Annotated in this window: 22 protein-coding genes; 7 read left to right on the forward strand and 15 right to left on the reverse strand. The window is 69.2% G+C overall.

Features of this window, described 5'->3' with window-relative positions; all coding sequences use genetic code 11:
• Positions 1 to 3: 3 nt before the first annotated feature.
• The 5 genes from G6034_RS13740 to G6034_RS13760 form a co-directional block, all read right to left on the reverse strand.
• Positions 4 to 1,293 (reverse strand): M18 family aminopeptidase, encoded by a 1,290-nt coding sequence (locus tag G6034_RS13740; protein WP_176635675.1) that lies wholly within the window; start codon positions 1,291 to 1,293, stop codon positions 4 to 6.
• A gap of 125 nt (positions 1,294 to 1,418) precedes the next feature.
• Positions 1,419 to 2,102, reverse strand: a complete 684-nt coding sequence (locus G6034_RS13745) for a response regulator (protein ID WP_176635676.1) — start codon at positions 2,100 to 2,102, stop codon at positions 1,419 to 1,421.
• Positions 2,103 to 2,153: 51 nt separating this feature from the next.
• Positions 2,154 to 3,437, reverse strand: coding sequence for a sensor histidine kinase (locus G6034_RS13750; protein WP_246295898.1), 1,284 nt, complete (start codon positions 3,435 to 3,437; stop codon positions 2,154 to 2,156).
• A 47-nt stretch (positions 3,438 to 3,484) separates the two neighbouring features.
• Positions 3,485 to 4,384: an ABC transporter permease gene (locus G6034_RS13755; protein ID WP_176635677.1), complete on the reverse strand. Its 900-nt coding sequence runs from the start codon at positions 4,382 to 4,384 to the stop codon at positions 3,485 to 3,487.
• Positions 4,384 to 5,334 (reverse strand): ABC transporter ATP-binding protein, encoded by a 951-nt coding sequence (locus tag G6034_RS13760; protein WP_176635678.1) that lies wholly within the window; start codon positions 5,332 to 5,334, stop codon positions 4,384 to 4,386. Before G6034_RS13760 ends, G6034_RS13755 begins: the two co-directional genes overlap by 1 nt.
• A 159-nt stretch (positions 5,335 to 5,493) precedes the next feature.
• Between G6034_RS13760 and G6034_RS13765 the strand changes: the two genes are divergently transcribed.
• Positions 5,494 to 6,207: a phosphatase PAP2 family protein gene (locus tag G6034_RS13765; protein ID WP_176635679.1), complete on the forward strand. Its 714-nt coding sequence runs from the start codon at positions 5,494 to 5,496 to the stop codon at positions 6,205 to 6,207.
• 29 nt (positions 6,208 to 6,236) lie between these two features.
• Here the strand turns inward: G6034_RS13765 and G6034_RS13770 are convergent, their stop codons facing one another.
• Together G6034_RS13770 and G6034_RS13775 are read right to left on the reverse strand one after the other, a co-directional pair.
• A complete protein-coding gene (locus tag G6034_RS13770) occupies positions 6,237 to 7,526 on the reverse strand; it encodes an MFS transporter (RefSeq protein ID WP_176635680.1) in 1,290 nt (429 codons plus the stop codon).
• A gap of 93 nt (positions 7,527 to 7,619) precedes the next feature.
• Entirely contained in the window at positions 7,620 to 9,302 is a 1,683-nt protein-coding gene (locus tag G6034_RS13775) for an ATP-binding cassette domain-containing protein (RefSeq protein ID WP_176635681.1), read from the reverse strand.
• A 130-nt stretch (positions 9,303 to 9,432) separates the two neighbouring features.
• Here G6034_RS13775 and G6034_RS13780 point away from each other — a divergent pair, with 130 nt between their 5' ends.
• Both G6034_RS13780 and G6034_RS13785 read left to right on the forward strand, forming a co-directional pair.
• A complete protein-coding gene (locus tag G6034_RS13780) occupies positions 9,433 to 9,663 on the forward strand; it encodes a helix-turn-helix domain-containing protein (protein ID WP_176635682.1) in 231 nt (76 codons plus the stop codon).
• A 23-nt stretch (positions 9,664 to 9,686) separates the two neighbouring features.
• Positions 9,687 to 10,025: a LuxR C-terminal-related transcriptional regulator gene (locus G6034_RS13785; RefSeq protein ID WP_218063920.1), complete on the forward strand. Its 339-nt coding sequence runs from the start codon at positions 9,687 to 9,689 to the stop codon at positions 10,023 to 10,025.
• A gap of 15 nt (positions 10,026 to 10,040) precedes the next feature.
• Here G6034_RS13785 and G6034_RS13790 read toward each other — a convergent pair whose 3' ends face one another.
• The 5 genes from G6034_RS13790 to G6034_RS13810 all read right to left on the reverse strand — a co-directional run bounded on the left by G6034_RS13790 (position 10,041) and on the right by G6034_RS13810 (position 16,645).
• A complete protein-coding gene (locus G6034_RS13790; RefSeq protein WP_176635684.1) occupies positions 10,041 to 12,428 on the reverse strand; it encodes an HNH endonuclease signature motif containing protein in 2,388 nt (795 codons plus the stop codon).
• A 163-nt stretch (positions 12,429 to 12,591) separates the two neighbouring features.
• Positions 12,592 to 12,924, reverse strand: coding sequence for a hypothetical protein (locus G6034_RS13795; RefSeq protein ID WP_176635685.1), 333 nt, complete (start codon positions 12,922 to 12,924; stop codon positions 12,592 to 12,594).
• 317 nt (positions 12,925 to 13,241) lie between these two features.
• Complete coding sequence (locus G6034_RS19550; protein WP_281375483.1) at positions 13,242 to 14,459, reverse strand: C40 family peptidase; 1,218 nt, start codon at positions 14,457 to 14,459, stop codon at positions 13,242 to 13,244.
• A gap of 234 nt (positions 14,460 to 14,693) precedes the next feature.
• On the reverse strand, positions 14,694 to 15,344 hold the full coding sequence (locus G6034_RS13805) for a response regulator transcription factor (RefSeq protein WP_176635686.1): 651 nt from the start codon (positions 15,342 to 15,344) through the stop codon (positions 14,694 to 14,696).
• The gene (locus G6034_RS13810; RefSeq protein WP_176635687.1) at positions 15,341 to 16,645 is read right to left on the reverse strand and encodes a sensor histidine kinase; all 1,305 of its coding nucleotides are present in this window, start codon (positions 16,643 to 16,645) and stop codon (positions 15,341 to 15,343) included. The genes G6034_RS13805 and G6034_RS13810 overlap by 4 nt, the downstream gene beginning before the upstream one ends.
• A 184-nt stretch (positions 16,646 to 16,829) precedes the next feature.
• Here G6034_RS13810 and G6034_RS13815 point away from each other — a divergent pair, with 184 nt between their 5' ends.
• From G6034_RS13815 to G6034_RS13825, 3 genes are all read left to right on the forward strand, one after another.
• Positions 16,830 to 17,945 carry an ABC transporter permease gene (locus G6034_RS13815; protein ID WP_176635688.1) on the forward strand — a complete coding sequence of 372 codons (1,116 nt, stop codon included), beginning with the start codon at positions 16,830 to 16,832 and terminating at the stop codon, positions 17,943 to 17,945.
• A 95-nt stretch (positions 17,946 to 18,040) separates the two neighbouring features.
• Positions 18,041 to 18,760, forward strand: a complete 720-nt coding sequence (locus G6034_RS13820; RefSeq protein WP_176635689.1) for an ABC transporter ATP-binding protein — start codon at positions 18,041 to 18,043, stop codon at positions 18,758 to 18,760.
• Between the two features lie 110 nt (positions 18,761 to 18,870).
• The gene (locus G6034_RS13825; protein WP_176635690.1) at positions 18,871 to 19,254 is read left to right on the forward strand and encodes an META domain-containing protein; all 384 of its coding nucleotides are present in this window, start codon (positions 18,871 to 18,873) and stop codon (positions 19,252 to 19,254) included.
• Here G6034_RS13825 and G6034_RS13830 read toward each other — a convergent pair.
• The gene (locus G6034_RS13830; protein WP_246295900.1) at positions 19,251 to 19,667 is read right to left on the reverse strand and encodes a winged helix-turn-helix transcriptional regulator; all 417 of its coding nucleotides are present in this window, start codon (positions 19,665 to 19,667) and stop codon (positions 19,251 to 19,253) included. The genes G6034_RS13825 and G6034_RS13830 overlap by 4 nt on opposite strands.
• A gap of 100 nt (positions 19,668 to 19,767) precedes the next feature.
• On the opposite strand from G6034_RS13830, the gene G6034_RS13835 reads away from it, so the two are divergent.
• On the forward strand, positions 19,768 to 20,382 hold the full coding sequence (locus G6034_RS13835; RefSeq protein WP_176635692.1) for an NAD(P)-dependent oxidoreductase: 615 nt from the start codon (positions 19,768 to 19,770) through the stop codon (positions 20,380 to 20,382).
• A gap of 10 nt (positions 20,383 to 20,392) precedes the next feature.
• On the opposite strand, the gene G6034_RS13840 is transcribed toward G6034_RS13835, so the two are convergent.
• Complete coding sequence (locus G6034_RS13840) at positions 20,393 to 21,847, reverse strand: phytoene desaturase family protein (protein ID WP_176635693.1); 1,455 nt, start codon at positions 21,845 to 21,847, stop codon at positions 20,393 to 20,395.
• A complete protein-coding gene (locus G6034_RS13845; protein WP_176635694.1) occupies positions 21,840 to 23,315 on the reverse strand; it encodes a glycosyltransferase 87 family protein in 1,476 nt (491 codons plus the stop codon). Before G6034_RS13845 ends, G6034_RS13840 begins: the two co-directional genes overlap by 8 nt.
• Between the last annotated feature and the right edge of the window lie 10 nt (positions 23,316 to 23,325).

Here is a 23,325-nt window from a genome sequence, read left to right on the forward strand (position 1 = left end):
CTCCTACACCACGCCCTGGACCGAGGTGCGGAAGAACGTCTCCGTGATGCGTGCAAGGTGGAAGGGGTCATCGACCCCGCACAGCTCCCGCGCCGAATGCATGGACAGCAGCGGCGTGCCCACGTCCACGGTCCGGATGCCCAGGCGCGTGGCCGTCAGCGGGCCGATCGTGGAGCCGCAGGGGACGTCGTTGTTGGAGACGAACTCCTGGTAGGGCGCGCCCGTCGCCGTGCACAGCCTGGCCCAGGCGGCGGCGCCCGTGGCGTCGGTGGCGTAGCGCTGGTTGGCGTTGATCTTCAGCAGCGGGCCACCGCCCAGCACGGGCAGGTTGGCCGGGTCGTGGCGTTCAGAGTAGTTCGGGTGCACCGCGTGCCCGGCGTCGGCGGAGACGCAGAAGGAGTTGGTGAAGGCCCGACGCCGCTCGCTCACCGAGGCGCCCAGGCCGTCGGACACGCGGGTCAGGATGTCCTCGAGGATGGGGCCGCACGCCCCGGAGCGCGAGCCCGAGCCGATCTCTTCATGGTCAAACGCGGCCAGCACGGGGATGACGGTATCGCCGGCCGACCCCTCCGCCGCGTTGATCAGGGCCGTCAGGCCGGCATGCACCGAGGTCAGGTTGTCCATCCGGCCCGCGGCAAAGAATTCACCCTTGGCGCCAAACACCTGTCCCGGCTGGGTGTCGGCCACCACGATGTCATAGCCGCCGATGGTCCTGGCATCCACGCCGGCCCGGTCCGCGAGCAGCCCCAACAGGTCCTCCCTGCCGGGATGGCCCTGGCCCCACACCGGGTTCATGTGCTGCTGCTTGTCCAGCTTCAGCCCGTCGTTGACCCCGCGGTCCAGGTGGATGGCCAGCTGCGGGAAGCGCAGGAGCGGGCCGGTGGCCACGAGCGATTCCGTCCCGTCGAGGTCCACGAGGCGGCCGGCAAACTGCAGTTCGCGGTCAAGCCAGGAGTTCAGCAGCGGGCCGCCATACACTTCGACCCCTGCCTGCAGCCAGCCGAACCGGCCCGTGGTCGGCCTGGGCTTGAGCTTGAAGGACGGCGAGTCCGTGTGGGCGCCCAGGATGTTGAAACCCGTGGTGGCCGTGGCACGCTCCGGCGTGATCCAGGCGATGACGGCACCGTCCCGAACCACAAAGTGCCGCCCGTGTGCGGGCCATTCGGCGCTTTCGTCCAGGCGGGTGAATCCGGCGGCCTCCAGCCGCCGGCCCGCTTCACGGGCCGCATGGAAGCTTGACGGGGACGCCTCAATGAAGTCGCGCAGGTCGTGGGTGTGCTCAAGGGAAGTCATGCTTCGATTCAATCACGACGGCCCCGGCGACAAGGCAGGCGGGGGGCCGGCAGGGCACCCACGCGATCCATCCAGCGCCAGCGATTGGCGAAGCCGGGTCCGGGCGCCGCGAACGCCGTCGGGGTTCAGTAGTCGGGGTTGCTCGGCGTGGCCAGGCCGGTCTCATAGGCGTAGACCACCACCTGGACGCGGTCGCGCAGGTGCAGCTTGGTCAGGATCCGCCGCACATGGGTCTTCACGGTGGCCTCGGAAAGGAACAGCCGGTGTGCGATCTCGGCGTTGGACAGGCCCTGGGCAATGGACTTCGCGACTTCCAGCTCCCGCGGCGTCAGCTCGTCGAGCAGCGGGTCCCGCGGCAGCGGCGGGCGTGCCGGCTGCGAGCGCACAAAGTTCTCCAGGAGCCGCTGCGTGACGCGGGGCGCCACCACGGCGTCCCCGCTGGCCACCAGGCGCACGGCGTTGCCCAGCTCGGCCGGTGCCACGTCCTTGAGCAGGAACGCGGACGCCCCCGCCTGCAGCCCGGCAAATGCGTATTCGTCCAGGTCGAAGGTGGTCAGGATGATGATCCGGGCCTGGGACGCCGAGGCGGAGATCTTCCCCGTCGCCTCGATCCCGTCCATGAGCGGCATGCGAACGTCCATGAGCACCACGTCCGGCTCCAGCCGGTCGACGGCGGCCAGCGCCTCAAGCCCGTTGGACGCCTCCCCCACCACGCTGAGATCGTCCTCGCCTTCCAGGATCAGGCGGAAGCCCATGCGCAGCAGGGGCTGGTCGTCCACGAGCAGGACCCTGATGGGTTCGGCGTTCAACTTGTTCTCCTTGGGTCCGTGGTGGTGCACGCAGGCAGGTCCCGCACGCGTTCAGTCCCGCGCCGCCGCGGGGTGCAGCACCGCGTCGACGGTCCATCCTCCGTGCGGCGCGGGGCCGGCGTCGACCGTGCCGGCATAGATCCGGGCCCTCTCCCGCATGCCCACAATGCCTTGGCCGGTTCCCATGGACGCGTCCAGCGAGCCGCGGCCGTCGTCGGCCACCACCACCTTCAGCACCCCCGCCGCAGGATCGTTGTCAATGCGCACCTGCACGCGCGAAATCGAGGTGCCGTAGCGCAGCACGTTGGTCAGCGACTCCTGGACAATCCGGTACACCGTCAGCTGCAGCGCCGGGTCCTTGGGCAGCAGGGGGCCGGCCTGCGTGACGGACAGCGGAAGCCCAGCCTGGCGGAACCCCTCGAACAAGGCTGCCAGGTCGGTGTCGTCGGGCTGCGGAGAGCGTGAATCCGCGCCGGAGTCGTCCCGCAGTACGCCGAGCACGCGGCGCATGTCCGCCAGCGCGTTGCGCCCCGTTTGGGAGAGTTGGGCCAGCACGTCGCCCGCCTTCTCCGGATTCCTCCTGACCACCACGGCGGCCCCGTCGGAAAGGGCCACCATCACGGTCAGGGAGTGGGCAACGACGTCGTGCATTTCGCGGGCAATCCTGTTCCGTTCGGCGATGGAGGCCAGCTGGGCGTTGCGGACCGCCCATTGCCTCAGTTCGGCCTCGTGCTCGCGGCCGCGCCGCACGGAGACGCCCACGCCCGTGGCAATGACGTTGGAGAGGAGCATGACGATTCCCGTGATGACATTGCTCTCGAAGGCGGTGGGCCCGTCCACCCTCAGGAATTCCCTGGGAAACTGGTACACGAAGAGGGTGTACAGGACCAGTGGCAGGGAGGCGGCGGCGGCCACGGAAAAGCTGAACACACCCCGGTAGGCCACGGCCACGGCATACAGGGCAAACCACAGGCTGGCCCCGATGTTGCCCGAGGTAGGCACCAGGATGATGTTGATGATTTCAAAGACGGCCAGGATGGCCAGGACAGACAAGGGCCTGTCCCGGCGGAACATCAGGACAACGCAGGACGCGGCGAGCACCACCAGATGGGCGCCGAGGTTGGCGGTGCGGCCGTTCAGGAACGTGCCGGAGCCGGCCAGCAGGTACACCAGGACCACCACCACGTCCATGACGCGGGGGTGGTTGTACAGGTACTTGCGCACCACGCCGCGCCGGCTGGCCGTGAACTCGTCGGCCCGCCGGGCGGCGGAAGGCAGTTCGGCGGGGGCGGCGGCCGTTCGTTCCGCAACCCCCGCCTGCTCATGTGTGCGCATAAGGGTGAGTCTAGAAGCCCGGCAGGCGTGCCGGGCAAAAGACGCTCTTAGACGTCACGGGTCTTGAGGGAAATGACGGCGGGAACTGTGACCAGCACAATCCAGCCCAGGAAGATCAGCCCGCCGGAGAGGGGGCTGATGAATGCCGCCTTGTCCCCAATCTCCAGCATCCGCCCGCCGGCCACGCTGGGGACGTACTGGCCCACGTATTTCCAGAAGTCGCCGGGGACCAGCCCCAGCAGCGACGTGGCGATTTCCAGCAGGAAGAACAGGGCCACCAGGACGATGACGCCGCCGGCCGAGCTGCGGATCAGCGTGCCGAGGGACAGGCCCATGAGTGCCACGCCGGCCACGTAGACCCCGCCCATGAAGATGCTGTACACAACGCCGTCCAGTCCCAGGGACATGCTGATGCCGTAGGAGTGCAGGATCGGGATGGAGATAAGGAAGGTGGCAAAGGCGGCCAGGAGGGTCAGCACGTAGGAGACCACCACCAGGACAATGGCCTTCGCCAGGAACGTGGGCAAACGCTTGGGCACGGCCGTCATCGTGGATCGGATCATGCCGGTGCCGAACTCCGAGGAGATCAGCAGCACGGCCAGGGCACCCAGCACCAGGATGCCCAGCTGCAGCCCGGCAATGGGCGTGCCGTAGATGTTGATGCCCTGCGCGCCGGCGGCGCTGATCGCCTGGTCCATGGTCAGGGTGTGCCCGCCCACGGCACCGGGCCGCTCCGCCCCGAACTTCATCAGCTGGTGGATGATGGTCCCGCGCAGGAAGGCGGCGATGGTGCCCACGCCCACCACGGCCACAAAGGTGAACAACAGCAGCAGCTGCGTGGAGCGCAGGGAACGGAACTTGATCCATTCGCTGCGCAGCACGCCCGAAAATGTCAGTCCCGTGCCGCCGGCAGCGGCGGAAGGCGCGGGGCTCGTCGTCGTACTCATCACTTCAGTGTCCCTTCCAGGGCGCCGGCCGGAGCGGCGTCATCAAGTTCTTGCGAGTGGTACTCCACGGAGTCCTTGGTCAGGTCGAAGTACGCATCTTCCAGCGAGGTCGCCAGCGGGGTGAGCTCGTAGACCAGCACCTGGTTCTCAAGCGCCACCTGGGCGATCCGGCGGGAATCGACGCCGGTCACCTCAAGGGTCTCGGTTTCGTTGGACTGGACCTGCACTCCGGTGCCGCTGAGCAGCTCGCCCAGGCGGGTGGCCTCCGCGGTGCGGACGCGGACCTTGGCCTGCTGGCTGCCGGCCAGGATCTCGGCGATGGGGGCGTCGGCAATGATCCGGCCCCGGCCAATGACGATCAGGTGGTCCGCCGTCTGCGACATCTCACTCATGAGGTGTGAGGACAGGAACACGGTTTTTCCCTGCCCGGCCAGGTGCCTAGCCAGGTTGCGCACCCACAGCACGCCTTCCGGGTCCAGGCCGTTGACGGGCTCGTCGAGGATCAGCGTCTGCGGGTCGCCCAGCAGGGCCGAGGCAATCCCCAGCCGCTGGCCCATGCCGAGGGAAAACCCGCCGGCCTTCTTCTTGGCCACGGCGGCCAGCCCGGTCATGTCGATGACCTCATTGACCCGGCTGGTGGCAATGTTGTGCGTGGCGGCCATGGCCAGCAGGTGGTTGTAGGCGCTGCGCGAGGTGTGCACCGCCTTGGCGTCGAGCAGGGCGCCCACCTGGTGGAGCGGGTCGTGGTGCTTGACATAGGGCTTGCCGTTGACCGTGACCGAACCGGCGCTGGGCTTGTCCAGTCCCACGATCATGCGCATGGTGGTGGACTTGCCGGCGCCGTTCGGGCCGAGGAAGCCCGTCACCATCCCGGGCCGGACCGTGAACGTGACGCCGTCCACCGCGGTCTTGGAACCGTAGTGCTTGGCGAGGTTGACTGCCTCAATCATGTGGACATCCCCTTATTTCTAGACATGTTAACCACCGTACGCAGCCATGCCGGGGTTTTCTTCGATCTCAGGGATGAATCAGGGTCCGTTCAGGGTCGTCCCTTTGGATGACGGGTCGTGCCCGGGCGCCCCCGCCAGGGGCGCCCGTAGAATGGCCAGATGCCCGCCCACGTACGCAACCGTCCCGGCCTGCGCCAGCTGCGTCCGCTGCGCGGCTCCCGGCGACCACTGCTCTGGACCGCGTGCACGGCCCTGGCCCTTGTGCTGGCTGGCGCGCTGGTCCTGGCCGCCTCGGGCAGCCACCCGTTCTTCCAGATGTACGACGGCGCCTGGCACCGCGCGCTGACGGCTTCACGTACGCCGTGGCTCACCGGCGCGAACCGGGTGCTCGACTTTGTGGGCAACGCCGGCATGTACATCTACTGCACCGCGTTGTTCCTGGCGCTGCTGGTGCGCCACCGCCGACTGGCACTTTTTACGGGAGGTGCCAACCTCCTGGTGGCCGGCGCCACGAACCTGCTGAAGTTCCTGCTGGGGCGGGAGCGGCCGCCGGACAGCCTGGTCCACGTCCATACCGCCTCATACCCGTCGGGGCATGTCAGTGCCACGGTGGCGGCGATGGTGGCCACCGCCGTCGTGTTGGGACGGCTGTGGATGTGGGTCAGCGGGGCCATTCTTGGCGTCGCCATGATGTACAGCCGCATGTACCTGGGCGCCCACTGGCTTTCCGACACCATTGCCGGGGCGCTGCTGGGGTTGGGACTGCCGCTGCTGCTGTGGGCCGTGGTGCGGGATGGATGCCTGGCAGGGCATACTGTGCCGCAGCCGGAAACCAGCCGGGAATCGACTGGGAATCGACTGGGAATCGACTAGGAACCGGCTAGGAATCGGCTAGGCGGGGATCAGCACCCGGCGCCCTGGTAGGACTCGTGCGCCTCGGCCGGAAGCGGGCGGGCGGCCGGGGCCGTGAGGATGGAGGCGATGATCGCCACGCCAATCGCGAGCAACGCCCAGCGCACAGTGATGTGGTCGCCCAGGAAGCCGAGCAGCGGCGGGCCGGCCAGGAAGGCGACGTAGCCGATCGTGGACACGACGGAGACGCGGGCGGCCGCCCGGGCGGGATCATCGGCGGCGGCGGACATCCCCATGGGGAACCCCAGCGCGGCGCCGGCACCCCAGAAGATTGCGCCGAGGGCCGCCAGCCAGATGTTGGGCGCCACCACGAAGAGCACCAGCCCCAGCAGTGCGGCCCCGAGGCTGCCGTAGAGGACTGGCACGCGGCCGTAGGCGTCAATGAACCGGCCGCCAAAGAACCTGAAGGCCGTCATGGACGCCACAAAGAGGGCAAACATGATGGCGCCGCCGGATTCGGTGGCGCCGATGCCGTCCACGGTGGCCTTGGCAATCCAGTCGTTGGCCGCTCCCTCGGTCAGCGCGGCACCGAGGACCACCAGGCCCACCAGGAGCGTGCGGCTTTCGGTCCAGGCGCTGCGTCCCTTCGCGCGCGTCGCCACGCCGCCCGTGGACCCGCCGGCCGTGGACCCGCCGGCCGCCGGGGCCACACGCGACCCGGGCGCGTGCTGGGACCCGGACGCTGCCGCCGTCGTCCCCGCTGTCCCTGCAGGGGACGCGAGGAAGTGCCGCGGGATAGTAATCATGGCGGCCACCACAAGCGCCACGATCGTGAACAGGTGGGCGGACATGCTCACGTTCAGGGCCGAGAGCCCGGCCCCGACCAGCGCACCGACAAAGGCGCCCCCGCTGAAGCCGGCGTGGAACTTGGGCATGATGGTCCGGCCCAGGTGCCGCTCCACGTCGGCGCCTTCCACGTTCTGGGAAACGTCCCACAGGCCGATCCCCACGCCGAAGAAGAAGAGCCCAACGGCTGTCAACGGGACGGACCCCAGGGCCAGCGCCGTGGCGACGATCAGGCCGCCGAGGGAGGAGGTGAGGCCGCCCACCCGCACGGTGGACGCGGTGCCGAGGCGGGCCACCACCGTCCCGGCCAGGGGCAGGGCAATGACGGAACCGGCCGCAATGGTCAGCAGCAGCAGGCCCATCTCGCCGGCCGTCAGGTCCAGGACGCGTGTGACGGCAGGGATTCGTGCCGCCCAGCTGGCAAAGACGAGACCGTTGATGGCAAAGACAGCAAAGGTGGCGACGGCCGCGCGGCGGACCGAATGCTTGTTCATGGTGGGGCTGCTTCTTACGCTGCTAGGGAACAGGTGGCACTACCTCCACTCTAGTGGGGCAGCCGGCTGCACCCTTTCGGCTTCAGCCCGCGGTCAGCGGGCGCGCTCCACGCGCTTTTCGTCCCAGACGGGCTCGTCGGCTTCGTACACCTTGCCGTCGGATCCGAACACCAGGAACCTGTCAAAGGAGCGGGCAAACCAGCGGTCGTGGGTCACGGCCAGGACCGTTCCCTCGAAGGAGTCGATCGCCTTTTCCAGCGCCTCGGCCGAATGCAGGTCCAGGTTGTCCGTGGGTTCGTCGAGCAGCAGCAGCGTGGCGCCGGAAAGTTCCAGGAGCAGGATCTGAAACCTTGCCTGCTGGCCACCGGAGAGGGAATCGTACTTTTGCTCCGAGCTGGAGGCCAGTCCGTAGCGGTCCAGGGCGCCGGCGGCGGCTTCCCGGCCCAGACCCGAGCGGTGTTCGTCCCCGCGGTGCAGGATGTCCAGCAGGGTGCGGCCCAGCAGGTCGGGGCGGGCATGCGTCTGGGCAAAGAATCCGGGCCGGATGCGGGCGCCGAGTTTTACGGAACCCGTGTGCGGAACGTGCGCAATTTCGACGTCGGACACGGGCTCGTGTTCCTTGTCCGGGTCGGAGCCGCCGGCCGCCAGCAGGCGCAGGAAGTGGCTTTTGCCGGAGCCGTTGGACCCCAGCACGCCGACGCGGTCGCCAAACCACACCTCCGTGCTGAACGGTTTCATGAGCCCGGTCAGCTCCAGTTTGGTGGCCACGATGGCGCGCTTGGCCGTGCGCCCGCCCTTGAGCCGCATCTTCACGTTCTGCTCGATGGGCAGGGCCTCCGGCGGGCCCTTCTCCAGAAACTGCGCCAGGCGGGACTGTGCGGCCTGGTAGCGGTTTGCCATGTCGGAGCGGAACGCCGCCTTGGTCTTGTACATGGTGACGAGTTCCTTGAGCTTGACGTGCTCCTCGTCCCAGCGCTTGCGCAGCTCCTCGAAGCGGGCATTGCGGTCCGCGCGCGCCTTCACGTAGGAGGCAAAGCCCCCGCCGTGGGTCCAGCTGGAGGCGCCGTTGATGCCAGGCTCCAGCGTGACGATCCGGTCCGCGGCGTTGGCCAGCAACTCGCGGTCGTGGCTGACGAACAGCACGGACTTGTCCGAGGCCGCCATTTTCGCTTCGAGCCAGCGCTTGCCGGGGACGTCCAGGTAGTTGTCGGGCTCGTCGAGGAGCAGGACCTCGTCGGGCCCGGCAAACAACGCCTCAAGGACCAGCCGCTTTTGCTCGCCGCCGCTGAGGGAGGCCGCCTTGCGGAACTGCGCCGAGTAGAAGTCCAGGCCCATGGCGGCCATGGTGACTTCGTCCCAGGTTGTTTCCATCTCGTAGCCGCCCGCGTCGCCCCAGTCGGCAATGGCCTGGGCGTAGGCCATCTGGGAGGGTTCGTCGTCGCGTTCGACCATCGCTTCCTCCGCGGCGTCCACGGCCCTGCCGGCGGCGGCGATGTTGGCCGACGCCACGGAAAGCAGCAGGTCCCGTACTGTGCTGTCGTCGCGGACCTGGCCCACGAACTGGCGCATGACGCCCATGCTGCCGGAGCGTGAGACCACGCCTTCGTCGGCCTTGATGTCCTGGCAGATGATCCGCAGCAGCGTGGTCTTGCCGGTGCCGTTGGGTCCGATCAGCGCCGTCTTGGTGCCGTCTGCGACGCGGAAGTTCACCCCGTTCAGCAGCTGCCGGCCGTCGGAGAGAAAGTAGTCAATGTTTGCAACGTCAATGTGTCCCACCGGTTAATCCTCCCATCTTCCGCCTCCTCGCCCCGCCGGTTGCCTGTGAAGCACGACGACGTCCCCAACCATCCCGTTCTGCATGCCAGCCACCCAGCCACCGTCACGTCATAACGCTTAGCCTGAGCCCATGCGAGTGGTTCTGGCGGAGGATTCGGTGCTCCCGCGGGGCGGTCTTGTCAGACTGGTCCGGGAAACCGGGGCAGACGTATGTGCCTCTGTCGGCGGCGGGGACGCACTGGTGCATGCCGTCGCCGAACATGTCCCGGGCCTGATGATTACGGATGTGCGGATGCCGCCCTTCCGCCGCGACGAGGGACCGAAGGCGGCGCTGGCCATCCGTAGCGACTTCCCGCTGTAGCGGTGCTGGTACTTTCGCAGTGCGTGGAGCTGACATGCGCCGCTGAGCTGTTGGCAGGGGCGTCAGCCGGGGCCGGCGTCGGATACCTGCTGAAGGACGGGGTGTCCCGATTTGAGGATTTTGCGGACGCGATCGAGCGGGTGGCCGCCGGGGATGCGATGGTCGATCCGGTCGTGGGCAGCCAGCCGCCGGCCGGCCGTGGCGCCTCCGACCCCGCGGCCGCACTGAGTCCGCGCGAGTCCGGGATGCTGGCACTGATGGCGCAGGGCCGCACAAACGCCGCCATTGCGCAGCGGCTGGTTAGTCAGCTCGGGCGCCGGTGGTTGAGCCTGTCGAAACCGGCCCTGTCCGCCGGTGGTTGAGCCTGTCGAAACCGGTCAGTTGTCGTTGTCCGGGTGGGGCTGGCTGTTGTATTCGATGAGGCTCTCGAGCGGGCTTCGCCGCAGGTCGATCCGCGGTGCCGTGCCGACCCTGTTGTCACGGCGCGCAGGTCCGTTGGCCATGCGTTTTTTGAGCCATTTGGGGTAGGCGGGCGGCTGGGTGGTGCGTGGCTTTGGCGGGTGGTATTTGCCGGTGGGTGAGGTCCAGGCGATGCGTCCGTCGTTGGTGGTGCAGGGTTTCCAGCCGCGCAGCTTGATCCCGCGACGGTCGGGGTCCAGGTCCTGCCGGTAGCGGCCGTGCCTGTCCTTGTCGTCGCGGAAGTGCTTGTAGCCGTGGTGGCGTTTGCATTCGGGCAGGGAGTTTTCCACGGTGGTGTGCCCGCCGGCGGAGTAGGGGGTGATGTGGTCGGTTTCGGTGTCCAGGGCCGGGTTGGTGCAGTTCGGGAACGAGCAGGTTTCGTGCAGGGCCCGGAGCAGGGTTTTTTCGGCCCCGCGGAGCCGGTAGCGGTCCGGGGGCAGGCCCGCCAGCGGGGTGTTGGTGAGCGGGTCGGTGAGCACGCGCAGGAACGCGCCGGCGTTGAGCAGGAGCTTGCGGGCGATCTCCTCCGGGATGGGCCCGTGTCCGGCCAGTTGCGCGGGCTCGTTCGTGATTCCGAGCAGGGCCAGGGCCGGGACGGTGACGATGACCTGCGCAGAAGGCAGTGGCGGCTCCGTGACCGCCGTCCCATTGCGGGTGGCCTCCAACTGCGTGAAGTACTCCTGCACCGGGTCCTCGGGCATCCCGTCCACGCCGCCGTCCACCACGGCGGCAGCCGGCTCGGTGATCCAGGCCCCCAAAGTGCTGCCGGCACGGCAGTCCGTGGTGCTGCCGGTCGGGCCGTCCGCCCGTGGCCGCCCGTCCGGAACCAGGCCGTCAGGAACCAAGCCGTCCGGAACCAAGCCGTCCGGGGCCCGTCCGTGGCGAGTGCGGGGGTCCGGTTGTGCCGGCGGCCCGGCGGGGCAGGCGGTTCCCCCGAGTGGGATGGTTCCTTCAAGGGGGATGTTTTCCGGGTTGGTTTCCCATTTCTCGCGGGCGGCGGCCGCGTGTTCCGTCAAGGGCCCGATCGCCGGGGACCGGGGAACAATGGCCCAGTCGGGGAGGGTGTCGATCAGCCCGGTGCCGATGTACCCGCTGCCCTGCAGCATGGCCGGGCCGAAGGGTGCGTAGACGTCGAGGATCGTGCCGGCGAGCTGGTCGCCGATGAACCGGGCGCCGGCGGGGCGGCTGCCCGCCGTCTGGCTGTTCTCGGTCGCCTGACCGTCCCCGGAAGCGGTCCCCCCAGTGCCGCTGAAGCCGCCTCCGGTGGCATTGGCAGAACCGCCGCGATCCCCCGGAGCGCCGCGGCTGGTCCCGCCTCCGGCGCCGGCAGTCCCACTACCAGTCCGGCGGCCAGTCGGGCTGCCAGCGTTGCCGGCAGTGGTTGCGGTGGCCCCGGTGTCCGCAGCGGTCGCGGGCAGTGGTTGCCCGAGGAGGAGGATCGCGGCGGTGTCGGCCCGGAGCTGGCCCAGGGTGCGGTGCTCGCCCGGTCCCTGCTGGGCGCGGGCGATCCTGGTGCACTGGACAAGGGCGCCGTTCGCGGCAGGGGCGGGGAGGTGCAGGGTCAGCCACGCCATTCCGTCCTTGCCCGGTTCGACGGTCATGCTTCTTTTGGCGATGGCCTGTCGCATGCGGGTCGTGAGGGTTTCCGGGTGCGTGCCTTCCCGCAGGCGCCTGGCCCGGCAGGCGAACCCGCCCCCGGTCGTGCCGGGTGCTGCCGCCAGCAGCCTGGCCTCAAAGGCGGCAAGGTCGGCCGCCTGGATGGCGGGGGTTTCGGCCAGGGTGCGGCTTTCGTCAATGATCGTGCACGCATGCCGCCACGAGAGCATGCCCGCGTCGAGCGCGGCCAGGGTGTCCGGATGCTCCTGTACCAGCTCCACCGCGTGGTTCGCGAGCGCCTTCGCGGTGCCCTCGGGGACCTGCAAGGTGGCGGCGATCTCCGCGACCGCGCAGGACTCGGCCACCCCGGCCTGGTGCGCGTCCAGTGCCAGGGCCGCGGCTTCCACGGCGGCGGCCGCGAGATGGCGGGTCACCAGGGCGGCCTTCACCGCCGCAGTGCGGTTCTCGAGCAACTTCACTTCGGCCAGGGCCGCCACGGTGGAGTCCTGCACGGCCCGGGCGACGGAAACCCGGGAGGCCGGTTCCGGGTCCGGGGCGGGATGCACGGTGTACGGCGGCAGTCCCGCCAGCGCGGGAATGTCGGGGCCAAAGGGTTCAATGGAGGGAAGGGCGAGGGCGGCGATGAGTGCCGCCACGTCCCGCGTGGCGGGGAACTCCCCGTTGCCGGGGTTAAAAACCGGCTCTTCCATGGCTCAAGACTACGCCAACTGTTATGATATCACAATACTTTATAGAATATTTGTTCTATATTTTTTCAAGCTTATTTTCTGCCCCCCCACATCCCACCGGTCTCGCCCACGTGGTTTCGTCACCCCCGCGGCAGGCTCCTCCTCGGCACTGCCGCGCCCTCCTTCAGGCGTAGGGACGGAATTGCCCCTCCCGGCGGGACAGGTGAACGAGCCTAGGGAGGGCGGTCATGCCCGCCAGGACCGGTCCGAGGCCCGCAAGGTTGTCCACACCGGCCGTCGTGACCGCCACTTGCAGGATCGAGCCGGGTTCGATCCGGTCCTCGGGCCGAGTACTGACGAGCGCGGCAACGATGGCGACAGCCGCGTTAACGGCGAAGATCACCGGGCAGCCCAGCGCGGTGAACCCAAGCACGCTGTGCAGCACAAAGGATGAGGCGGATACATATATAGGAGAAAGGGGAGCGAAGGCCAAGCCGGAGGTCAGCACCCGGGCCATGAACGACGGCGTGCGCAGGACCTCGGTCCGTCGCGATGTCCGAGATCACGGCCCGTGCAACCACCCCCGGTTGCGCCCGAGACACCCAGGCGCCCGCGGGGACCTTCCGAAAGCCATGATGGGCACGACCCGGTCCTTCGCCCGAGGGGTGTGGGCGCGAGTGGAAATCCTCATCGCTGTTTACTGCACGTCCGGATGGTCCTTCAGGGATCGGGCGGAGGGGAGACCTTTTGCTCACATTTGATGGTTGTCTCCGGACGAACCGGAGAGGTGGTCAGGCCCCGGACGTCCCGATGGGCTGAATCGTCCATGCCTGCTCAGCCCGTCGGACGGGTGGTTTCCTCGGGGGCTGTCTCCGTGGCGTCCGGGCCGTCCGCCGATGGCGTCGCCGACACCGTGGTGGACGACGGCGCCGGGCTGGGGGACGGTGACGCCGTCGTCGTGGCGCTCGGACTCGGCGAGGGGGTGGCAGCCGGGCTCGGCGTCGCGCTGGGGCTCGACGTCGGACTTGCCGTTGACGTCGGCACCTGACTCGCGCTCGGGGTCGAACTCGCGCTGGGCGTCGGGCTCGGCCTCGCGCTCGGCGTCGGCGATGCGGTGGCCGTCCGGCTCGGTGCCGGTGTCTGTGTCGGGGTGCCAGTGGCTGCCGGCGGTGTCGACCCGGTCGTCGGGCCGGGAGCCGGCTTCGTGGTGGCACCAGGCGTTGACCCTGCGCCCGTCGCCGGACGGGTGGCGCTGGGCGGGCCCGCATTTTCCCTGGCGACAAGGCCCGCATGGTCCAGCGCAGCCTGTTCGTCCAAGCTCGCAAATTCCCGCATGGTGAAATACGTGGAGGAACTGCTGGTGGACGCCGGGGTGTGCATAATGGTTCCCACCGCGGGATTGAGCGCGCTGATCATCAGGCCGCCCCCGATGTAGATGCCGATGTGCGACCAGTGGTCGGGCCCGTCAGGGTTTTGGACCACGATGTCGCCCGGCTGGGGGTTGTTGGTCCTGACCATCGAAGCCCACTGTTCCGTCCGCGGCAGGGCGATGCCGGCCTGGGCATAGGCCCACTGCACAAAGCCGGAACAGTCCCAGCCCGCCGAAAAGCTGGTGCCGCCCCAGACGTAACTGTGGCCCAGGCCTTCGAAGGCGGCAGCCAGAATCTCCTTGCGGACCTGCGAGATGAATTCCGGCGAAAATTCGGTGATGCCGCCAAGCAGGACGTCGGCGGCATCACCCGCGCCCGGATGCTTTCCGTCGAAATTCGTGAGGTCGAAAATTGTCTTCGGCCGGGGCTTGCGCGAGATGATCAGCGTGTCGGCAAAGGCAATCTTGATGCCGGCGTTTGGGGTGGCAAGGGAATCCAGCCGTGAGGCAAGCTCGGGGCCGGAGCCGCGGACGTTTCCCGCCGTGGCCGCCGTGGCCGGCGCCGCGTCGGCCACGGAATTGTCTGCATAGCCCGCGCCCACAAAGCCGCCCGAGGCCAGCAGCGTGCACGCAACCGCCATGCTCAATTGGAACGGCCGGGATCTGCCCTGCGGAAACGTCATTTAGAGGTCCCCTTGCTTAAATGCATTCGTTGGGGTGAGCCTACGCCGAATACCCAAATCCAAACAGGTTTTTCACAAATTCACACAACATCCCTTAAGTGCACGTCGGCCTCCGGCGTGTCGCACAGATTCGGCCAGGTTGGCCCCGCCACCGGGTTTCGACAGGCCCAACCGCCGGGTTTCGACAGGCCCGACCACCGGGTTTCGACAGGCCCAACCACCGGACGCGGCGCGCTATCCGCCGGTGCGGATGATGCGGCGCTGGGCGGCCACCGAGATCGCCGCCGTCCTGTTGTCCACGCCGAGCTTGTCGTAGATGTGCACCAGGTGGGTCTTGACGGTGGCCTCGGAGATGAACAGCTGCCTGGCCATGGACTTGTTGCTCATGCCGGTCGCCAGCAGTTCCAGCAGCTGGACCTCGCGCGTGGACAGCACGGGCTCCGGGTTCCGGATGCGGCCCAGGAGCCGGGCCGCCACCTCCGGCGCCAGGGCCGTCTGCCCCGCGGCAGCCTGCTGGACGGCCGCGCGGATCTGTTCCGGCGGGGCGTCCTTGAGCATGTAGCCGCTGGCCCCCGCCTCCACGGCTGCCAGGATGTCCGCGTCGGTGTCGTAGGTGGTCAGGATCAGCACCGGCGGGGCCGGCGACAGCGCCTTGATGGCCCGGGTCGCGGTGACGCCGTCCATGCCCGCGCCCATCTGCAGGTCCATGAGGACCACGTCCAGGGGTTCCCCCAGCGTCTGCAGGCGCTGGATTTCCCTGATGGCGGCGGCCCCTTCGGGCGCCTCGGCCACCACGGAGAACCCCTCGAAGCCGGAGAGCATGGCGCGCAGCCCGGCCCGCACCACTGGGTGGTCGTCCACCAGCAGAATCCGTATTTCGCTCATGCCACGCCCTGTTCAGTCGCCGATTCCGCCGCCGTGACGGCCAGCGCGGCCAGTGGCAGCCGGACGGCCACCACGGTCCCTTCGCCCGGTGCCGACTCTATCTCCAGCGTCCCGTTTTGGGCCGCCACCCGCTGCCGCAGCGACTCCAGCCCGAACCCGCTGCCGTCCGCCCGGCCAGCCCCGGCACCGGGCAGCGACGAGGGGTCAAAGCCCCGTCCGTCGTCGTACACGTCAAGGGTCACTTCCGTGTCCAGGTAGGCCAGGCTGACGACGGCGGTCCCCGCCTTGGCGTGCAGCCAGACGTTGGCGAGGCTCGCCTGGGCGGCGCGCAGGAGGGTGACCCGGTAGGGCTGCGGCAGGTCCACGGGGTTGCCGTCCGAGCGGAAGCTGCAGTTGAGGTTCACGCCGCGGGCGGCCGCCTCCAACTGCGTCTTTTCACACAGGCGCGCCAGGGACCCCGGCAGGGAGGTCCCCTCGAGCGCCGGGGACGAGAGTCCGTGCACGAAGCTGCGGGCCTCGGCCAGGTTCTCGGCCGCCGTGGCCTCCATCATGACGAGGCTTTCCCGGGCGGATTCAACGTCGCCGGAGGCCAGCGAGCGGCTGGCGGCCCGTGCCACCAGGACGATGGAGGAGAAGCCCTGGGCGAGGGTGTCGTGGATTTCCCGGGCCAGCCGCGCGCGCTCGGCCAGGACCCCGGCCTCGTGCTGGCTGGCAGCCAGCTCGGCCCGGGTGCGGCGCAGCTCGTCGGCCGCGCGGCGCTGGTTTTCACCCTCCTGGTAGAGCATCCGGTAGGCCTTGGAAGTCACCACGGCAAAGCCCGCGCCAAAGAGGGGGCCCAGCACGGCGGCCAGCGGCGGATAGGCCGTCCCGGCCCCGAGCCACTGCGCCACAATGACGCCGGCCGTCATGGCAATGACCACGGCGTTGCCGGCCCAGCGCGGCAGCAGGTGCAGGTGGAGGAAGAACAAGGGGAAGGCAAGCCAGGAAAACTCCACCGAACCCACCAACAGCGCGGCCCAGAGCACCGTGACAGTCCCCAGCCACAGATACGCGTAGCGGCCCGGGTTGGCGCCGGCGCGGCCCGCCGAAAAGCGCTTCTCCGCCACCGTTCCCAGCAGGTAGACGGACGCCAGCAGCGCGGCCAGGGCCAGCAGCACGAAGCGCAAGAGCCCGTCCAAGGGAACGGCGAACAGCCGGGCAGTGGCCACGCCCAGCAGGATGGCGAAGCCCACGTGCAGGGCCACGCGCAGGAAGCGCAGGATGGCGGCACTCGTCACGGGCGGGGCATCCGGGGCAGACATGCCACCAGCTTAGGCCCTGCCGCCACGGGCCCGTATCAACCAAACGGTTGACTCCAGGATCAACCGTCGGGCCCGAGCAGACCATCCAAGCCTGCGATGGAAGACGCCCCGAATGAAAGGACAGTGGAACTAAAGGAAAAAAGTGGCCCGCCTCGAGGGCCCACCACTGAAAGAAGATCCACACATGTTCCTCGCCATCCGAGACATCCGCTTTGCCAAGGGCCGCTTCGCCCTGATGGGCGGCGTGGTCGCCCTGATCAGCCTGCTGCTGGTGCTGCTTTCCGGCCTCACCGCCGGGCTGGGCAACCAGTCCACCTCCTCGATCGCCGACCTGGGCAAGTCCACGCAGGCCCCCGTCAACCAGCTGGTCTTCGGGGCGCCGGGCGCCAACGACGCCAAGGTCTCCTTCACCGAAAGCCAGGTCACGCAGGCCCAAGTCGATTCCTGGGCCGGCCAGCCCGGCGTCGCCTCCGCCGTGCCGCTGGGCATCAGCCAGACCCGCTTCCAGGGTGCCGGTTCCGCGAAGGGGACCACCAACGTGGCCGTGTTCGGTGTCGGCGAGGGGGGCGCCACGGCCGGGATCGCGCCGTCGGGCCTCAGCGACGCCACCGTCATCATTGGTGAATCCGTGGCCAAGGACCTCCACCTGGCCATCGGCGACGCCGTGAACCTGGGCGGGTCCACGCTGAAGGTCTCAGCCGTGGTGCCCGACCAGTGGTACTCCCACACCTCGGTTGTCTGGACCACCCTGCCCACCTGGTCCAAGCTGGCCCATCTCAGCGATCCCGCCCAGGTGGCCACCGTGGTCGCCGTGACGTATCGCGGCGGAGCCTCCGTTGACGCGGCAGCCGCCAACGCCGCGGCCGGCACCGTGAGCACCACCCGCACCGGCGCGTTCCAGGGCCTGGGCGGCTACAAGAGCGAGAACGGCTCGCTGCTGATGATGCAGGCCTTCCTGTACGGCATCTCCGCGCTGGTGATCGTGGCCTTCCTGACCGTGTGGACCGTGCAGCGCACCCGCGACATCGCCGTGCTGAAGGCCATGGGCGCCTCCGGCAGGTACCTGTTGCGGGATGCGCTGACGCAGGCGGCCCTGGTGCTGCTGGCCGGCGCCGCGCTCGGCGGCCTGGTGGGCGTGGCCGGCGGGTTCTTCGCGGCCAAGGCCGCCCCGTTCCTGGTCACCCCGGCCACCACCGTGCTGCCGATGCTCGGCATCGTCGGCCTCGGCCTGGCCGGCGCTGCCCTGGCCGTCCGCAAAGTCACGAAGGTCGACGCGCTCATCGCCCTCGGCGGCAGCTAAGCGGCAACTCCCCGTTGGGATTGGAGATAACCACCGATCCGCGCGGGGAATGACGTCATTATCTCGAACCTCAACAGCTTATTTAGGAATCCCCCATGTCTGCCCTGAACTCCCCCGCCCTGTTCCTGACCAACATCACCCTGGAGTACCCGGACGGCGACGGCACGGTCACCGCCCTGGACCGCGCCACCCTGAACGTCGACGCCGGCGAATTCGTCTCGCTGGTGGGTCCGTCCGGCTCCGGCAAGTCGAGCCTGCTGGCCGTCGCCGCCACCCTTGTCAAGCCCACCTCGGGCATCGTCACGATCGACGGCGAAGACGCCACCGGGCTGGCCGACAAGGCCTTGACCACCCTCCGCCGGGACAAGGTGGGCATCATCTTCCAACAGCCGAACCTGCTAGCCTCGCTCACGGCAGCGGAACAGCTCATCATTGGCGACCACCTCCGCGGCAAGCCGCTGCGCGCGGCGGCGGTCCGGGCTGGGGAGCTGCTGGAAGTCGTCGGACTGGCCGACTCCGCCAGGAAGCGCCCCCACCAGCTCTCCGGCGGACAGCGCCAGCGGGTCAACATTGCCAGGGCGCTGATGGGCTCCCCGTCCGTCCTGCTGGTGGATGAGCCGACGGCGGCCCTGGACCATGAGCGCAGCGAATCCATTGTGCGCCTGCTGCGCCGGGTGACGGACGAATTCGGGGTGGCCACGGTCATGGTCACGCACGACACCGAGTTTGTCCCGCTCACCGATGCCGTGGCCACCATGCGCGACGGCGTGCTGGCCGCGGCGGTCCCCACGGTAGCCGGCGTCGGCGCCAGGTAAGCCGGTCCGGGTGCCAGGCGGCCGGCCCGGAAAAGGCGCGGGGAGTGGCTCCCATGCAATAACATGGGGGAAACCTGACTCTTCAGCTTCCGATACGGAGACACCCTTTCATGAAACGCGTCCTCGCCCTGGCCGGCAGCCTGGTCCTTGCCTTCATCATTTCCTCCTGTGGAGCCTCGACCGGTCCGGTGGGCACGTGGGGCAGCGGCTACAACACGGACAAGCAGCCGTACCTGGCGCTGTCCCTGGCGGCTGAGCAGAACGGCGACACCGCCGGCTACCTGCAGGGAAGCGACGGCTGCAACCGCCTGTCCGGGCAGTGGATGATGGCCGCCGGCAAGTTGACGTTCCCGCAGCTGGGCAAGACCCAGCTCACCTGCGACGGCATTGACTCCTGGCTGTCCAAGGCCGCCTCCGGCAGCATCGACGGGAACAAGCTGACCGTCAAGGATGCCCAGGGCAAGGTCCTCGGCACGCTGGACCGCCGCAACTAGGCCCGCCGCGCCCCGCCGGGCTGCAGAATGGCCGCGTCCGCCCGCTCGTCATAGGCGTCCCGCGCATCCAGCATGGCCGCGGCGTTGCTTTCAGCCCACTGCCGCAGGCCGCTGAGAGGCCCCAGCAGCGTCCGGCCCAGGGGCGTCAGTTCATAGTCGACCCGCGGCGGCACCTGGGCAAAGACGGTGCGCGTGAGCAGTCCGTCGCGCTCCAGCGACCGCAGCACCTGGGTCAGGACCTTCGGCGTGACCACGTGCACCCGCGTGCGCAGTTGCGAGAACCGCAGCGGCCCGTCGGCCAGCACCTGGATGACCAGGGCGGCCCATTTGTCCCCAATGCGGGCGAAGACCAGCCGCGACGGGCAGTCGGGGTCCAGCACATTGCCAATGAACCCCGCTCGTTGAGTATCCAATGGGTAACCCAGTTTCTTTGAAGACAGCAGTTTCCTTTGAATACCATTGTTCCAGCCGTTGCGCCCAGACAGCAACAGCGCCACCCAAGGGAGCACCACCATGAAGATTGCAATATTCGGCGCCACCGGAATGATCGGCTCGCAGATCGCCGCGGAGGCCGTGCGGCGCGGCCACGAGGTCACCGCCATTTCCCGCACCGGCGGCACCGTGGCCGGCGCGCCCTCCGCCGCCATCCTGGCCGCTGACCAGTCCGACGCCGGAACGGTCGCCTCCGTCGCGAAGGCGCACGACGCCGTCGTGCTCGCCACCGGGCCGAGCCGCACCGGCGGCGACCACCGTCTGTGGCTCGACGCCACCGCCACGGCCATGGCAAATGTGGGCGGCACGCGCACCATCGTCGTGGGCGGCGCCGGAACGCTGCTGGTGGACGGCACGCGCCTCCTGGACCTGCCCGGCTTTCCGGACGCCTACCGGGCCGAGGCCCTCACGGCCGCGACCGCGCTGGAAGCAATCAGGGCCCTGCCGGAACACGTCAACTGGACAGTCCAGGCGCCCGCCCCGGAAATCGCGCCGGGCGAGCGGACCGGAAGCTACGTGCTGGGCACCGACTCCCCGGCGGGTAAGACGATTTCGACGCAGGACTTCGCCGTGGCCATGCTGGACGAGCTGGAAGCCCCGAAACACCTGCGGCGGCGCTTCACGGCGGCAAACTGACCCACGCAGATCAGTGTGACGGGGACAGGTCGGGGGCGGGAAGCCCGAACGTGTGCCGCAGGGCGGACCGTGCGGCCAGCCAGCCGGCCATGCCGTGCACCGCGGGACCCGGCGGCGTGGACGCCGAGGCCAGGTAGAGTCCGGGGCAGGGCGTCCTCCACGGCTCGCGTGCCACCACGGGGCGCTTGAGCAGCTGGGCCATTGTCACCGCCCCCGAGCTGATGTCCCCTCCTATGTAGTTGGGGTTGCCGGCGGCGACGTCAGCCGCGGTAGCCGCGTGCGTGGCCAGGACCAGGTCGCGGAAGCCCGGGGCAAACCTCTCCAGCTGGGCCGTGACGGCCTCCGTCCGGTCCCGCGTGGATCCGGCCGGAACGTGCGTGTAGGCCCACAGGGTGTGCCGGCCGGCAGGCGCCCTCGTGGGGTCGACCGCGCCCGGCTGCGCCACCAACACGTAGGGGCGGTCCGGATGCCCGCCCGCGAGGACCTGGTTCTCCGCGCGGGCGATCTCGGCGCGCGTTCCGCCGAGGTGGACCGTCGGGGCGCCGGCAAGGGCCGGATTGGCCCACGTGAGCGGCCCTGACAGGGCAAAGTCGACCTTGCACACGCCCGGCCCGTAGCGGAAGGATTCCAGCCGGCGTATATAGCCGGAGGGCAATTCATTCACCGCCATTGCTGCCAGTGCGCGGGGCGTGACGCTGCAGATGATGGCCCGGGCCCCCGTCTCCGCCCGCACCTGGGCAACACTGGTGACGGCGGCGTCCACGGCCGTGGTGCCCCCGTGCGCCACCAGGTCGGAGGCCAGTGCATCGGCGATGGCCTGCGCTCCTCCCCGCGGCACGGGCCAGCCGCCGGCATGGGCCAGGGTTCCGAGCAGCAGGGCCGCCCCGGCCGTTGCCAGGCTCGGCAGCCTGCCGATGGCATGCGCGGCCACGCCCGTCAGCATGGCAGGTGCCGTTTCGCCACTGAAGCGCAACCGCCAGGCCGGGGTGCCCTGTTCCAGGGCGCGCAACCCGTACCGCAGGGCGGCCAGCGGGTCCCCGGGGATCCTGACCAGGCCATGCTGGGTGAAGTCAATGATGCCGTCAAGCCTTCGCAGCAGAGGTTCCACCAGGGACCGCCAGGCCGGCCCGTCCGCGCCCAGCCCGGCCACGGTGCGGTCCAGGTCCCGGTACGCCAGGCCGGCCCTCCCGCCGTCGAGCGGGTGGCCGTAGGAGATCTCAGGGACCACCAGTTCAATGCGACGCCCAAGCTCAAAGGCCCGGAAGAACGGGGACGCCAGGGCCATGGGGTGCACCGCGGAGCAGACGTCGTGGCGGAATCCGGGCAGCGTCAGTTCAGCCGTCCGCGTCCCGCCCCCCACGGTGTGGGCACCTTCGAAAACAGCAACGGACAGCCCGGCACGGGCCATGGTGACGGCGGCGGCCAGTCCGTTGGGCCCCGCCCCCACAACCGCAACGTCAACCATGCCGGCGCGCACCTGAACTGTCCGGACCCGAGCTGTCCGGACCCGAGCTCTGCGGCGCCCCACCCAAGGCAGGCGCCGGGGCCGGCTCCAGCAGCACGCCGCCCTGGGGGTCGTCCACGCCGCCGCGGCGCACCGCGTCACGCTGCGGCTGCCACATGTCCCGGACAAGCAGTCCTGCAACAAAGCAGCTGGCGATCCCGGCCAGCGACGCCGCAAGCACAAAGTACGGCATGTCGATGGCATGCTGGTCGCTGACATGGCCCAATTCCTTGCCCTGGAAGAGCAGCAGGGCAATGAAGTGGGCCGCGACGGCCGCCTGCCAGCAGAGCACCGGCCGCCAGCGCGGCAGGGCCAGGGCCAGCAGCGGCAGCAGCCAGATGGCGTGCCACGGTTCGGTGAACTTGTTGACCACAATGAATCCTGCGACCGCGACGGCCGCCAGCTGGGCCGCCCTGGGACGGCGCGGGGCGTACAGTCCGAGGGCCACCACGCCCAGCACCAGCAGCGCCAGCAGGAAGACCGCCAGGACGTTGACGGCGTCGTCCCCCAGGGTCGGCAGCCCCACGCGGGCGGCAACGAGGTTCCAGCCGCCGTAGAGCGAGGACTGCGAGGCGTCCCCCGTCAGCGCCGAGGCGGCATAGGCGCCCCAGCCGGACGGATTGACGACTGCCACCGGCGCAAGGACCATGAGCCAGCCCACCGCGCCGGCGGCCAGGAGCTCGAGCGATCGGGTGGCCTGCCCGTTGCGGACGCCGAGGACCAGCAGGGCCAGCAGCACCAGCAGTGCATAGGGCGCCGCCATCGCGGCCACGCCGAGCATGAATCCGGCCCACAGGGGACGGCGCCGGGCAAACAGGTACAGGCCCAGGGCCACGAGTGCGACGGCCCAGAAATCCCAGCTGACATAGGCGGTCAGCCACAGCAGCGGGCTGGCCGCAATGATCGCGGCATCCCAGGGCCGCCGTCCCGCGGTGCGGGCAGCCACGACCACCGTGAAGATCCACACCGCGGCCAGGAGCGCCGCATTGATGTCAAAGTAGGCCAGTTGCCGGGCCTCGCCGGTGAAGCCGCCGGACAGCCAGGCCGTGGATGCGGCAATGACCGCGACGAGCGGGGGGTGGTCAAAGGTGGTGCCGGCGGTGAAGAACGGGAACAGGCGGCCCAGGTCGTGGGCGGCCAGGGAGTTTGGAATCTCCGACCAGCACACGGTGGAGTATTGGTCCGGCGTGGTCCAGCCGGTTTGGCGGCAGTGCCCCTTCGACAGGACCGCCAGGATCGCGGAAACAGCGGCCATCAGCACCAGCACGCGTTCCACGGTGAAGAATCCCGGGCTGATCAGTCCCGGCGCGGTCCGGCGGCCCATCGGCCCTCCCACCGGCCCGGTCATGGCGCGGAGCAGCGGATCGCTGCGCGAGGGAACGGCAATGCCTTGCCGGCGCTGGCGCCCCGGCGCCTGTGAATCCGCCATGGCACGAGCC

Source organism: Arthrobacter wenxiniae (genome assembly GCF_013376105.1).
Lineage (GTDB): Bacteria > Actinomycetota > Actinomycetes > Actinomycetales > Micrococcaceae > Specibacter > Specibacter wenxiniae.

Bases quoted from the DNA above. Each gene is read 5' to 3' on its own strand.
- G6034_RS13740 (WP_176635675.1), bottom strand. From the start codon at position 1,293: ATGACTTCCCTTGAGCACACCCACGACCTGCGCGACTTCATTGAGGCG.
- G6034_RS13750 (WP_246295898.1), bottom strand. From the start codon at position 3,437: ATGCGCACACATGAGCAGGCGGGGGTTGCGGAACGAACGGCCGCCGCC.
- G6034_RS13755 (WP_176635677.1), bottom strand. From the start codon at position 4,384: ATGAGTACGACGACGAGCCCCGCGCCTTCCGCCGCTGCCGGCGGCACG.
- G6034_RS13760 (WP_176635678.1), bottom strand. From the start codon at position 5,334: ATGATTGAGGCAGTCAACCTCGCCAAGCACTACGGTTCCAAGACCGCG.
- G6034_RS13765 (WP_176635679.1), top strand. From the start codon at position 5,494: ATGCCCGCCCACGTACGCAACCGTCCCGGCCTGCGCCAGCTGCGTCCG.
- G6034_RS13770 (WP_176635680.1), bottom strand. From the start codon at position 7,526: ATGAACAAGCATTCGGTCCGCCGCGCGGCCGTCGCCACCTTTGCTGTC.
- G6034_RS13780 (WP_176635682.1), top strand. From the start codon at position 9,433: ATGCGAGTGGTTCTGGCGGAGGATTCGGTGCTCCCGCGGGGCGGTCTT.
- G6034_RS13790 (WP_176635684.1), bottom strand. From the start codon at position 12,428: ATGGAAGAGCCGGTTTTTAACCCCGGCAACGGGGAGTTCCCCGCCACG.
- G6034_RS13795 (WP_176635685.1), bottom strand. From the start codon at position 12,924: ATGGCCCGGGTGCTGACCTCCGGCTTGGCCTTCGCTCCCCTTTCTCCT.
- G6034_RS19550 (WP_281375483.1), bottom strand. From the start codon at position 14,459: ATGACGTTTCCGCAGGGCAGATCCCGGCCGTTCCAATTGAGCATGGCG.
- G6034_RS13805 (WP_176635686.1), bottom strand. From the start codon at position 15,344: ATGAGCGAAATACGGATTCTGCTGGTGGACGACCACCCAGTGGTGCGG.
- G6034_RS13810 (WP_176635687.1), bottom strand. From the start codon at position 16,645: ATGTCTGCCCCGGATGCCCCGCCCGTGACGAGTGCCGCCATCCTGCGC.
- G6034_RS13815 (WP_176635688.1), top strand. From the start codon at position 16,830: ATGTTCCTCGCCATCCGAGACATCCGCTTTGCCAAGGGCCGCTTCGCC.
- G6034_RS13820 (WP_176635689.1), top strand. From the start codon at position 18,041: ATGTCTGCCCTGAACTCCCCCGCCCTGTTCCTGACCAACATCACCCTG.
- G6034_RS13825 (WP_176635690.1), top strand. From the start codon at position 18,871: ATGAAACGCGTCCTCGCCCTGGCCGGCAGCCTGGTCCTTGCCTTCATC.
- G6034_RS13835 (WP_176635692.1), top strand. From the start codon at position 19,768: ATGAAGATTGCAATATTCGGCGCCACCGGAATGATCGGCTCGCAGATC.
- G6034_RS13840 (WP_176635693.1), bottom strand. From the start codon at position 21,847: ATGGTTGACGTTGCGGTTGTGGGGGCGGGGCCCAACGGACTGGCCGCC.
- G6034_RS13845 (WP_176635694.1), bottom strand. From the start codon at position 23,315: ATGGCGGATTCACAGGCGCCGGGGCGCCAGCGCCGGCAAGGCATTGCC.